Here is a 13,514-nt window from a genome sequence, read left to right on the forward strand (position 1 = left end):
AAGAAGATAAACCAATTCGTATCAAGAAGGTGAATTATGAAATTACTAGTATTAGCCACTAACTATCCTAGACCTGATGGTTTTGTATCATTGCAATACATTCATACACGTAATTGTTGGTATCAAAAATATAATATTGAAGTTTCCGTTTTATCTTTTGCAGCCACATATGATTATGAAATAGATGGTGTGAAAGTCTATACAGAAGCTACATATGAAAGGGAATTGTCAAATAAAAAATACGATTTGTTAATATCTCACGCCCCAAATATTAGACAACATCATAAATTTTTAACTAAATATGAGAGCGCATTTGATAAAATTGTATTCTTTTTTCATGGTCATGAAGTATTAAGAGCATCTGCTATATATCCAAAACCATATGATTATGTAAAGAAGGCTTCTCTAGCTTCAAGAATTTCAAGAGAAATCTATGATACTTATAAATTGTATTTTTGGAAGGGTTATTTCCAAAAGATTTTATATAAAGCTCATTTTGTTTTTGTAAGCAATTGGATGTATGAAATGTTTCTAAACTTTGTGAAAATCAATCCTTCTGTTTTAGGAGGAAGAAAACATATCATTTATAATTCTATAGGTGAAAATTTTGAAAAACTGAGATATGATCATAAAAGTGAAAAAGATTATGACTTTATAACGATTAGAGCTAATTTAGATAGTGCAAAGTATGGAATTGATATTGTGAATACTATTGCAAAGAATAATCCAGAATTCAAATTTTGTATTGTAGGTAAGGGTGAATTTTTTAAGTATAATGAAAAAGCAGATAATGTTGTTTGGGTTGAAAAACATTTGAATCATAAAGAAATAGTGAGTTATTTAGATAAATCTAGATGTGCATTATTGCCTACAAGAGCTGATGCGCAGGGAGTTATGGCTTGTGAAATGGCAACATTCGGCATTCCGTTAATTACTTCTAATATTGATGTATGCAAAGAGGTGTTTTGGGAATTTAATAACGTTAGATATATTGAAAATGATGTAAGATTTATCGACATTAAGCCTTTATTTGAAGACTTATTGAAAGTGGATTTTAATAAAACTAATGATAAATACTATTCAAAAAAAACTATTGATAAAGAAGTAGAACTTTTTTATGAGGTGAAAGGAAGTAGTCAATGAATATTTTCTTGTCTTTTATCCAATTACTTACAATTATACTCATTTGTGTTTTCGAGTATAAGAAAAAGTATATTTCAGTGTTTTTATGGGGGACTTTATTAATTATGTTTGGAATCCCTCATTTTTTATCAATAATAACAAACAATTATATCTATAATACAGAAGTTATGATTAAAGCATCATTGTTTGTAATTTTATTCAATTCTGTCTATTTTATTTCTAGATTATTTATGACACTTATGACTAGAAAAACATTAATTATAGATATTAGCAATAAAGAGCCGATGGAAAATCAGGTGAAAACTATAGAAAAAGATAAGCGATTTTTAAAGTATTCTTATTATGCTTTAATTACATGTTTGATAATTTTAATTGGATATGTAATTAATCATCTAGGATCAATTATCAATGCATCATGGGGAAGAATCCATGTATTAAATAGAGAAATGGGCTTGAAAAGCATCATTAGATATACAAATTTTGTTTTATTTGCATGTGGTGGACTTATTTTAGTTTTTGGGCAACAAAGTAAGCGGGGAAAATTTTTAGTTTCCTTAGGAATTGTATTAATGTATACATTTATAACGGGGAATAGAATTATAGTATTGCCTGCATTAGTATCTCTAATCATTCTGTTCACCTTCAGTCAAAAGAATAAAGTTACTATTAAGCAAATTTTAATTTTTAGTATTTTAGCCGCGTTCACAGTGTATTTAGTATATTACTTACGCCTTTTACGCATTTATGGAGGATTCAGTAATTTAATTACCGCAAATTTCATTGAAGTAAATTCACAGGTATTAACTATGATACTCAATGGAGAAGGCGAGTTAAGCTTACGAAATGCGTTCTATCATTTTATTTACCATGAAAACAATTTTGAGAACTTTTCTGAAGGGCAAACTTATATAAGACTTTTATTGATAGCATTTCCTACAAGTTTGACTGGTGGGCTAAAACCACCAGATTTTTCTTACAGTATGGGTAGTGCTTGGAAAGGGTTACCATTGAATAGTGGGTATTCTATGCATCCTACTTTTTATGGTGATGCATTTGCCAATTTTGCTTGGGGAGGAGTAGTATTTGCAATAATTTGGGCAGTTATTACTTTAATAATTGAGAGACTTGTTAAAAGAAAGAATGTTTCGGCAAATCAATTAATGATGGTATTGTTTGGAACGGTATATGTTATCATAGGTAGAGGGTCTGTGTATAATGGATTCTTTATAGGTTATGCAGGAACTATAATTATTGGTCTTTTATATCTGTTATCGAGGTTAAGAATAAAACTATAACATAAGTTGGAGATGGAATATTAAATGCTATATTTTACAAAAATTAAACATGAGAGTACTGGATGCAGAGCTTGTGAAGCAATATGTTCTAAAAATTCAATATCAATTAATGAAGATTCGGAAAGATTTTTATATCCAACTGCAGATAATAGCTGATAAATTGTGGTATGTGCTAAGAAATACTCTAGATCATCTGGATTTAAGCAGTTTGCTGTAGGAGCAAAACATAAAAACGAGGTAAAAAGATTATGAGTATTTATTTACTATTGATTTAATCTGCTATGGTGTAGGTAGTTCTAGAGTTTTTTAGGGACTATATAAAAAATGTTGAGACTAATAGCAACACAAAAGTTCTGTCATACTCTTTTATAGGTTGTTTAATAATAAAATTGGAAAATAGATGAAAAAAGTCATCACTTTGTTGTAAAATGTAAACCCCAGATTATATGGACAACGACGTTATGAACGCTCATATACGTTGGATTTTATTATCATACCTGGATGAATACAATAAGAAAATTCAAGGAGTTCGTTCTAGAAAATACCCTTGGAATCGATAATTGATATCCTATTTCTTTTATTGATATAGTTTTTCATAATCTAATCATTCAACAACCTAGATTAATATAAAATAACATTTTACTAGATAATTCAGTATACAGTAATATAGGAGAAACATTATGAAAAAAACAGCTTTACTACTAATGATAATCACCATCGTATCAAAGGTTCTGGGTTTCACTAGAGAAATCACCCTATCATTTTTCTTTGGGGCCTCTGCCATTAGTGATGCCTATTTAATTTCACTGACTATTCCAACTGTTATATTTTCCTTTATTGGAACCGGTATTTCTACTGGATTTATTCCTATGTATAGTAAAATTACCCATCAATACGGAGAAGATGAGGGGAATCGATATACCAATAATTTAATCAATTTACTCCTAGGAATCTGTACAGTAATTACAATTGTTGGCGTAATCTTTACCGAACCCATTGTAAAGCTCTTTGCATCAGGCTTTGAGGGAGAGGTGCTGGCCTTAGCCATTAGATTTACCCGAATTAGCCTGGTGGGAATATACTTCACAGGCTTAATCTATGTATTTAATGGATTTTTGCAAATTAAGGGAAACTATGCTGCTCCGGCTTTAATTGGTTTTCCTTTAAATATTGTTACCATATTGTTTATTATCATTAGTAGTAAAGTGAATACTGTGCTTCTGCCATTGGGCAGTATTCTAGCAGCAGCCGCACAGCTACTTTTTTTAATACCTTTTCTTTACCGAAAAAAGTACAAGCATCGGTTTGTATTTAACTTAAAGGATCAACATATTAAAAATATGCTTTACTTGGCACTCCCCATTATAATTGGTGTCTCAGTTAATCAGATCAACGTACTGGTGGATCGAACCATTGCTTCTCAGCTGGCAGTAGGGGGTATATCTGCCCTTAACTATGCCAATAAGCTCAATGGTTTTATACAGGGGATCTTTGTAATTTCAGTATCCACTGCTATGTATCCTTTAATTTCTAAAATGGCGGCAGAGGGGAATTACAATGGTTTGAAAAAATCAATTGCCGAGGCCATTGGTAGTATTAATTTATTGGTGATTCCTGCCACCATAGGGGCCATAATTTTTGCCGAGCCGGTTGTGAGATTATTATTTGGCAGAGGGGCCTTTGATCAACAGGCCATTTCAATGACATCCGTTGCTTTACTGTTTTATTCCATTGGAATGGTAGGCTTTGGCCTTAGGGAGATTTTATCCAGAGCCTTTTATTCCATGCAAGATACCAAAACACCCATGATCAACGCTGCCATCGCTTTGACAATTAATATCATACTAAATATTATTTTATCAAGATTTTTAGGGATTGGCGGCCTGGCCTTAGCCACCAGTATTTCAGCCATATTTTGTACAGGCTTGTTGTTCTTTAGCCTTCGTAAAAAAATTGGTTCCTTTGGTATGAAGGAAATCAGTATTTCCTTTGTGAAGATATTGGCTGCCTCTTTGGTGATGGGTCTTATAGCCAAACTGACTTACCATGCTTTACTCCAAAAAGTTTCTGCTAATTTATCTTTAATGATATCAATTGGTATTGGCGGATTGTTTTATTTCATCATAATTTACTTTATGAAAATTGATGAAGTGAATACAATAATCAATGCAGTAAAAAATAAGCTTAAAAAGGCTACCGTATAGAATAAGTAGAGGCCTTGAAGGAAGTGCAATATATGCGTTTAGATAAAAAAACTCTGTTGGCCTGGGCCTTAGTTCTTTTTTGGATGACCATAATCTTCTTGCTATCGGCTCAACCTGCCACCCAGTCAGATGAAATGAGTAAACGGGTGGCCGAGGTTGTTATGGAAAAGGTAGAGCAGGTTACTCCCAATACAAAGTTAAATTTAAGTAGGCTAAATTACCTGGTTAGAAAAAATGCTCACTTTTTTTCCTATTTTATATTAGGTATATTGGTATTCAATGCGATCAATCAGGGTAAGCCCACTGGGTTTAGCAGAATAGGGCTAACCCTTTTTATTTGTGTAATCTACGCCATAAGTGATGAAATTCATCAGCTATTTGTTCCAGGTCGGGCCGGACAGGTGAAGGATGTTTTCATTGATAGTGCTGGGGCCCTTACAGGAATTATCCTATATTATTTTCTGAGTACAAGTATTAAAAAAGTAAAAGCTGCTAAGTAGATTTTATCTTAGTTATTTATGTTTAATATCGTTTAGGGAAAATTTCCTAGATTTAATGTAATATAAATGTTTTATTTCTAATAATTGAATTGATAGCCAAAAAATAGTATATTAAATATAGAGTATTTGAAATTGGCGGTGGAAAAATGAAGAAAAGAATCTTGACAGCTTTTTTGGTGGTTGCCGATGTAATAATGATTAACCTGGCCTTTGTACTGGCCTTTATTATTCGATTTGACGGTCACCTACATATAGCGGTTGCCCAGAGCTATATTCCAGTATATTTAAGTAACGCTGTAACCATTACCTTGATTAAGGTCAGCATTTTTTATGTCTTTGGTCTCTATAAAAATCTGTGGAGGTATGCCAGCATCGAAGAAATGCTGCAGATTGTTACCACCTCCTTTGTGGCCAATACAGGGATCGTAAGCTATATGTTTATTATGGAGCAGCGCTTACCCCGAAGCATTTATATCTTAACCTTTATTTTAGATATTTTATTAATTGGCCTGATTCGCTTTAGCTTTCGGGCCCTGAGGTTAATCAAGGAGAACGGGGTCTATGGACTGGGTGCTAAAAAGGATATGAAACGGGTCATGATTATTGGGGCCGGCCAGGCGGGCTCCATGGTGATTAAGGAGTTAAAAAATCATGAGCATCTGAACAGCAAGCCCGTGGCCATTATAGATGACGATGATTTAAAGCAGGGAGCCAGAATTAATGGGGTGCCGGTGCTGGGTGACCGCCATCATATTAAAAGGGTTGCCGAGGCCCAAAAAATTGACGAAATCATTATTGCCATCCCCTCCTCCTCTAAAAAAGAAATTAGAGAGATTGTGGAGGAATGCAGTAAAACAAAATGTAAGCTTAAAATTGTGCCGGGGATTTATGAGCTGATAGATGGACAGGTAAGCATTAAAAAAATTCGGGATGTCGACATTGAAGATTTATTGGGGCGAGACCCGGTAAATCTAGATATGCAGGAAATCAGTAAATACTTGAATAACAAGGTAGTATTGGTTACCGGCGGCGGAGGGTCCATTGGTTCGGAGCTATGCAGGCAAATTGCCTCCTTCGGCCCCAGAAGGCTGATCGTATTGGACAATTACGAAAATAATGCCTATGATGTTCAAAATGAATTACGAAGAAGGTACCCCCATTTAGACCTTATAGTTGAAATTGCTTCAATACGAGAAAAATCACGGATGCAGGAGGTCTTTGCCAGACACCTACCTCAGATTGTTTTCCACGCAGCGGCCCATAAGCATGTTCCCTTAATGGAATATAATCCCCAGGAGGCCATTAAGAATAATATTTTCGGTACTAAAAACGTGGCCGATTGTGCCCATGAATATGGGGTAGAGCGCTTTGTTATGATTTCCACCGATAAGGCCGTTAATCCCACCAACATTATGGGGGCCACCAAAAGGGTAGCCGAGATGATCATTCAATCAATGGATACCACCAGCGATACAGAATTTGTTGCGGTTCGGTTTGGGAATGTTTTGGGCAGTAATGGCAGTGTCATACCCCTCTTTAAAAGGCAAATTGCCGAGGGGGGGCCTGTAACAGTGACCCATGAAGAGGTAACCCGGTATTTCATGACCATTCCCGAGGCGGTGCAGCTGGTGATGCAGGCCGGGGCCATGGCCAAGGGGGGCGAGATCTTTATTTTAGATATGGGTGACCCGGTTAAGATCATTGACCTGGCCCGGAATCTGATTAAGCTTTCAGGTTTTGAGCCCGATCTAGATATACCCATTGAAATAACAGGATTAAGGCCTGGCGAGAAGCTCTTTGAGGAGCTTTTAATGGAAGAAGAAGGCCTGACAGCCACCAAGCATAACAAGATATTTATTGGTAAGCCCTTCTTTACAGATATGAGGCTTTTGCAAAGAGAGCTTGATATATTAAGGGAGCTGTTATTGAATAACAGCGGTGAGGTAAAGGAATACATAGAAAAGATGGTACCTACATATAAAAGAACAAGCTAATCTACAGCAACCCTTATTCATCTAATCAAGGGTTGCTTTTTCGTTCATAAGATTCCAGACAATCTTAAAATCGTACAAAAAAGTGCAAAAAACTACGGTTTATTACAAATACAATTTCAATAAGCTGCCTTATAATATAGTTATTGATAAAAAAATAACAAAATAAAACAGGAGGCAAGATTATGAAACGATTGAAGAGAATTAGTACGATTATATTAGCCATTGTTCTATTCATATCGGTTGTTGGGTGTAATACAAAGCCTGATTCAGCACCCAAGGAAGCAAAGAAGGATCAGCAACCCCAGGAGGAAACCTATGATGTAGTTGTCATTGGCGGTGGCGGAGCCGGGCTTACGGCGGCAATAGAATTAAAGGGGGCAGGGGCCAATGTAGTGCTGCTTGAAAAGATGCCCTTTTTAGGAGGAAATACACTCATATCTGGTGGAGAATTAAATGCACCGGAAACATGGATTCAAGAAAAGCTGGGAATTGAAGATAGTGTGGCGCTTTATAAGGAAGACACCTTAAAGGGTGGGGACTACGAAGGTGACGAAGAGCTTGTGGAGGTTTTGGCCAATCATGCCCGGGAAGCCATTGAATGGCTACGGGATGAAGTTAATGTATCCTTTAAAGAGGATTATTTAATGCAATTTGGTGGACACTCCGTGCCCAGGGCGGCTTACCCCAAAGGGGGCTCTGGCAATGAGTTGATCGGAAAGCTGACCACTAAAGCTGAGGAAATGGGTATACCAATAAAATTGGAAACCAAGGCAGAAGAAATTCTTACAGATGAAGCTGGTAGGGTTAACGGTGTCAGGGCCGTCGATAAGGATGGTAATGAAATTATCTTTACAGCCAATAAGGGTGTAATTATTGCCACCGGTGGATTTGGCTCTAACCTTGAAATGCGAAAGAAATATAATGCAGAATATGATGAAAGATATATGTCGACAGATCAGCCCGGTACCACAGGTGACGGAATGATTATGGCAGAGAAGCTGGGGGCCGCCCTGGTAGGAATGGAAAATATTCAAACCTACCCAACCTGCAGCCCCGTTACAGGGGTTTTATCCTATGTGGCCGATACCAGATTTGACGGTGCCATCTTGGTAAACAAGGAGGGTAATCGATTTGTTGAGGAGCTGGACAGACGTGATGTGATTTCAAAGGCTATATTATCTCAAACCGATGGAATGGGGTATTTAGTATGGGATAAAACAATAAAAGACGGCAGCCATATGAATGAGTATATGGATGAATTTGAGAAATTAGTTAAACAAGGTACCATTATTGAAGCCAATACAATAGAGGAGGCGGCAGAATTCTTTGAAATTAATGTAGACCAATTGAAGAAGACCATCGCCAACTATAATGAATTCGCCGAAAAGGGAAAGGATGAAGATTTTAACCGCAGGGGCGAGCTGATAGGATTAACTGAAGCCCCCTACTATATTCAAAAAGTAGCTCCATCTGTACACCACACCATGGGGGGATTGAAAATAGATACCCAGGCCAGGGTGCTTGACCGAGAAGGGAATCCTATTCCCGGGCTATTTGCTGCCGGGGAAGTAACCGGTGGAATCCATGGAACCAATCGATTAGGCGGAAATGCCATTACCGATATTATCGTATTTGGAAAAATAGCAGCGGAAAATGTGCTTAAATAGGTAGAATTGTTATTAAAAATCCCTATAAGTTCTTTTATTATAGGGATTTTTTGATACGAATGAAATTCTTACTTCGGGTCAAGATGCACATTATGTTGGCTTAGCGGTATAATTGAATGTATAGGGAAGATTAAGGCATAGGTGAAAGGGTAGGGTATATTATGAAAACTTTAAGAACAAAAATCCTGCTTTATTTTACAACGGTGACGACAATCATGATTATTCTGTTGGTGGTATTGGTTAGAAATCAGATTAAGAATACAAATATTCCCTTAACAATCGATTTAAGCCAGCAGATTATTGCATCAAAGGCCGGCGAGGTTGGAGCCTGGCTAAATCAGCGAATTGCAGAATTAAAGGTACTCACTGAAAATGAGACACTAGTTTCCATGGATATGGACCGAATTAAGCCCTATATGAGAAAAATCGATGAAAGCCATAAGGAAGCCTTTGAATCCTTTGCAATTGTTTCCCTGGAGGGAAGAGCCTGGGTAACTAACGATACCTATATTAATATAATCAATCGCCCCTATTTTGAGAAAATTATGGCTGAAGATTTAGACTATGTTATCAGTGAACCCATTATTTCCCGTTCCAATGAAGAGCCCATCGTTGTGATTATCCACTCCATCAGGAATGACCAGGGAAAAACCGTAGGCTATATTAATGGAGCCATATATGTGTCAAAACTATCAGCCATTGCATCAGAGATCAAAATGTATAATGGACTAGCCTGGATATGCGATGGAAGTGGACAGGTATTTACCGCAGAAAAGGGTGAAATCCATCAGGGCGATACCATATTTGAAAACCACGGCCAGGCTAATGGTGGAAATAAGCATATGGACGGTAAGACAATAGCAGAGCCCGAGGGAATTAATCGAATACAGGATGCTGCCGGAAACAACATAATTGTTTTGTACGCCCCAATTCCCTATGCAGAGGGGTGGTCATTGGGGATTCATTTTTTAGAGAAGGAAATGACATCAGATACCGACAGGCTCCTACAAATGATTTTATTCTTTGGGCTTTTTATTATCGTGGGTTTAATCATCATTTCTCTGTTTTTATCATCCTCCATTGTCAAGCCCGTTAAGAAGCTGCAAGGCCTGATGAAGCATGTAGAGGCGGGAAAACTAGATATTGTCTATTCTCATCCCGGGGAGGATGAAATCGGCCAATTGGCCAAAAGCTTCAACAAGATGGTGGGGCAAATTAATCATCTAATTAACACAGTCTATATACAACAGAAAAATAAGCGGGAAGCAGAATTAAGGGCCTTACAGGCCCAGATTCAACCTCATTTTTTATATAATACGCTGGATACAATCCACTGGATGGCCTTAGAGCATCAAGCAACTGATATAACAGCCATGGTTGAAGCCCTTACCAACATATTCAGAATATCCATCAGCAGGGGAGAAGAAGTAATTCCCTATTCAGAAGAGATCAAGCATATACAGAGCTATTTGTTTATTCAGAAGGTTAGATATGAAGATAAGCTGCAATATGAGCTGACTTTTGAGGAAGCTTTAAAACAATACAAGGTATTAAAGCTGATTATACAGCCCCTGGTTGAAAACGCCATCTATCATGGGATTAAAAAAAAGAAGGGGCCCGGGAAAATAGTTATTGAAGGGAAAATAATAGCTGGAGAAGCTGAGCTAAGGGTACTAGATGATGGAATTGGAATTGAGCAAGACCAACTAACAAAGATGATCGATTTGCTAAAGGGCAGAAGCAAGGGAGAAGGAACTGGCTATGGGATGTTTAATGTGAATGAAAGAATCAAGCTCATGTTTGGAAATGAATATGGTGTCAGGATTCATAGTCAATATGGAAAGGGTACTGAGGTCATATTAAGACATCCACTTATTAATGATACAAAAAGGAAGTGAATTTGATGTGGAGGGTACTCATTGCAGATGATGAGCCAAAGATTAGAAAAGGATTAAAGAAGATGCTGGAATCCTTTAATCTAAATTTAGAAATAGATGCAGATTCAGAGGATGGAGAAATGGCTTTAGATTCAGCCAGAAAACAAAGGCCCCACATTCTTTTGGTAGATATTAATATGCCCTTTTTGAATGGCCTCGGCTTAATTGAGAAGATTCATGATTTCCTGCCAGATTCCATTGTCATTATTATTACGGGCTATGATGAGTTTCACTATGCCCAAAGAGCGATTAAATTAAAGGTCTTCGATTATCTGTTAAAGCCGGTGAATTCCCAGGAGCTGAAGGAGATTATCCTTAAGGGAATTGAACACCTGCAAAATCACCCCCATAATGGGCCAGCTGCAGATCAGACTAGTGATAAGGAGGCAAGGTACAGTCCAATTGTAATGCTGATTAAAGGCTATATCGACAGCCATTATATGCTGGAGCACTTGTCCCTCCAGGAGGTAGCAGATCAGTTTGAGATTAGCCCCTCCTATTTAGGCAAGCTAATGAAAAATGAATTAGGAAAGACCTTCATAGAATATTTGACGGAAATGAGAATGGAGCAGGCTAAAAGAATGCTAGAGGAAGAACATATAGGAATAAAAATCCATGAGGTTGCGCAGCTGGTTGGGTATAGTAGTCAGCATTATTTCAGCAGGGTATTTAAGAAGGAGGTGGGGGTTACGCCCCTGGAGTATAAGCAAAGAATAAAAATCAAACTATAGGACTAATTTTCCCTTCCTTTTTATGTTTTTTTCTAAATATCATACTTTTTTCAAAGGACTGCGTATATATAATGAAAGCATATGATATCATCTTAGCAGGGGGGAAACATTAAGTTTATATTAAAAAAACAGGTTTTTATTTGCAGTCCCACAAGAATTTGATAAAATGAAGCTATGTAAAAAGAAGAAGAGGTGAAGTAAATGATAAAAAGAGCCCTAGCCCTAGCCTTATCGCTACTGGTGTTATCCAGCGGCTTTGTCTTTGGTAATGAAGCGGTAAAGGTCTATAACCTGGATGATCTAACAAGGCTGATTTTGGAGGATAACCCCCAGATTAACGCCATTGATGCCCAGGCCAAGGAAGCCAAAATTCAATATGATGTCATCGAAGAGGACTATGATGATTTGAAGGAAAATATTGAAAAGGTCAAAAAGAATTTAGATACCCGACGCCGAGTAACGGCCCAAAACAAGGAAGAATATGCCATGGCCGGGGGCAGCTTCCTGAAGCGGGACAAAACCTATGAAAACTACAAAATGAGTGTAGAAATTGAAGAGAGTGTAGAAAAACAGTATAAAAACATGGTGAAGCAACAGGCCCAGACCATGAAGCAAATGGAAAGCCTGGTGTTTATGGGAAAAAATGCTGGCATTAAGAAGGCCCAGGAAATCGAACGATTAAAGCTTCAAATTCAACAGGATTATTACAACCTGCTATTACTGGATGAGCAAATCAGACAATTGCAAGATCAGCTGGCCACCTTGAATACCAATATTAATATTGAAGAGACAAGAAGGGATTTAAATATGGGTACCAACTACTCAGTAGAGAATTTAAAGTCCCAAAAGCGATCCCTGGAGATTTCCATAGAAGAGATGAAGAGTAATCGTGAAATTATGATTGATGCCATTAAAAACAGTGTGGGCATTGATAAAAATGAGGTCATTGAAATTAAGCTGGAGGTACCGACTGTAGTGAATCTACAGAAGTTTGAGCTTGATACATTACTTAAAAGCTTTAGAGAAAATAATTTTGATTTAGTAACCTTAAAAACCAATGTGGAAATACAGCAGGAGGTAATCGACAATATGGAGATTGCCTTTGATGAAGACGACAATGACTATAAGCTGGCCCTGTTACAGCTCGAAACAGATTTATTAAACCTGACCAATGCTGAACAAAGCATGGAGCAATATGTTAAAAACCTATATTTTCAATATGAAAAGCTACGGGAGGAAGTGTTTCAACAGCTTGAGGCAAAGGACCTGGCTGAAGAAAAGCTTAGACAGGCCAAAATTCAATTTGAACTGGGGCTAATCAGCAAGCTTGAGCTTCAAATGCAGCATCAGGAATTTAATCAATCAATGCTTGAATATCATAAAGCCTTTATCAATTTAAGTAATACCCGAAAGGAAATCGACCTGGTTTTAAAGGGTGGTATGGCGACTGCTGGCCGATAGGGTAAAAAAAACACCTCTGTCAATGGGATAGAGGCGTTTTCATTAAAAAAGAATTGAAACCACTGATACAGTCAATACTATAGTCATGAAGCTAAATTTTGATTAGAATCGGAGGTTTTAGCATGAAAAAAAATATCAGATTATTTATTCTGGTAATGCTGGTGGCAAGTATCCTTTTGGCAGGGGGTTGTACAAGGAACAATGAAGCGCCGCCTGAAGGCTCGGGTACTGAAACCCCTGGTACCGAAGGGCCCAATGACAATGTGGGCCGAGAGGAGGAAAATATTGATCAGGATCTGACAGAGGGTTTAAAGAGTGAAGCAGGGGTGAGTAATGGCCGGGTCTATGAAAAGGGAGACTACGTTATTGCTACCATGATGATTGAAGAAGGCGTAAGCCAGGGGGAAATTGATCAATTGGCTGAACGATACGCCCAGCAGATTAAGGAAAAATATCCTGACAAGAAGGTTAATGTTCAAGCAGTACAGGGAAACGAAAATGTAGCCAATGTTACATTGGATTAGATTGTTACAACTCATGGTTAAAAAAGAGGCCTGCTGAATGGCTTTTCAGTGGTGTTAT

The 13,514-nt window shown here is 37.3% G+C and carries 10 protein-coding genes; all 10 read left to right on the forward strand.

Annotated features, from left to right (window positions below; genetic code table 11):
• Positions 1–36 precede the first annotated feature (36 nt).
• The 10 genes from ACYQ1I_RS07540 to ACYQ1I_RS07585 all read left to right on the forward strand — a co-directional run bounded on the left by ACYQ1I_RS07540 (position 37) and on the right by ACYQ1I_RS07585 (position 13,456).
• Positions 37–1,143 carry a glycosyltransferase gene (locus ACYQ1I_RS07540; RefSeq protein WP_459763930.1) on the forward strand — a complete coding sequence of 369 codons (1,107 nt, stop codon included), beginning with the start codon at positions 37–39 and terminating at the stop codon, positions 1,141–1,143.
• The gene (locus ACYQ1I_RS07545; RefSeq protein ID WP_459763932.1) at positions 1,140–2,438 is read left to right on the forward strand and encodes a hypothetical protein; all 1,299 of its coding nucleotides are present in this window, start codon (positions 1,140–1,142) and stop codon (positions 2,436–2,438) included. The genes ACYQ1I_RS07540 and ACYQ1I_RS07545 overlap by 4 nt, the downstream gene beginning before the upstream one ends.
• Before the next feature lie 680 nt (positions 2,439–3,118).
• Positions 3,119–4,642, forward strand: a complete 1,524-nt coding sequence (gene murJ, locus ACYQ1I_RS07550; RefSeq protein WP_459763934.1) for a murein biosynthesis integral membrane protein MurJ — start codon at positions 3,119–3,121, stop codon at positions 4,640–4,642.
• 32 nt (positions 4,643–4,674) lie between these two features.
• Positions 4,675–5,142: a VanZ family protein gene (locus tag ACYQ1I_RS07555; protein WP_459763936.1), complete on the forward strand. Its 468-nt coding sequence runs from the start codon at positions 4,675–4,677 to the stop codon at positions 5,140–5,142.
• Positions 5,143–5,288: 146 nt separating this feature from the next.
• The gene (locus tag ACYQ1I_RS07560; protein ID WP_459763938.1) at positions 5,289–7,136 is read left to right on the forward strand and encodes a polysaccharide biosynthesis protein; all 1,848 of its coding nucleotides are present in this window, start codon (positions 5,289–5,291) and stop codon (positions 7,134–7,136) included.
• A gap of 182 nt (positions 7,137–7,318) precedes the next feature.
• Positions 7,319–8,803 (forward strand): flavocytochrome c, encoded by a 1,485-nt coding sequence (locus tag ACYQ1I_RS07565; RefSeq protein ID WP_459763940.1) that lies wholly within the window; start codon positions 7,319–7,321, stop codon positions 8,801–8,803.
• Between the two features lie 161 nt (positions 8,804–8,964).
• Complete coding sequence (locus tag ACYQ1I_RS07570; protein ID WP_459763942.1) at positions 8,965–10,701, forward strand: cache domain-containing sensor histidine kinase; 1,737 nt, start codon at positions 8,965–8,967, stop codon at positions 10,699–10,701.
• A gap of 5 nt (positions 10,702–10,706) precedes the next feature.
• Positions 10,707–11,471, forward strand: a complete 765-nt coding sequence (locus ACYQ1I_RS07575) for a response regulator transcription factor (RefSeq protein WP_459763944.1) — start codon at positions 10,707–10,709, stop codon at positions 11,469–11,471.
• 201 nt (positions 11,472–11,672) lie between these two features.
• Positions 11,673–12,932: a TolC family protein gene (locus tag ACYQ1I_RS07580; protein ID WP_459763946.1), complete on the forward strand. Its 1,260-nt coding sequence runs from the start codon at positions 11,673–11,675 to the stop codon at positions 12,930–12,932.
• 122 nt (positions 12,933–13,054) lie between these two features.
• On the forward strand, positions 13,055–13,456 hold the full coding sequence (locus ACYQ1I_RS07585) for a hypothetical protein (protein ID WP_459763948.1): 402 nt from the start codon (positions 13,055–13,057) through the stop codon (positions 13,454–13,456).
• Positions 13,457–13,514 lie beyond the last annotated feature (58 nt).

This window comes from Alkaliphilus crotonatoxidans, from assembly GCF_054658015.1.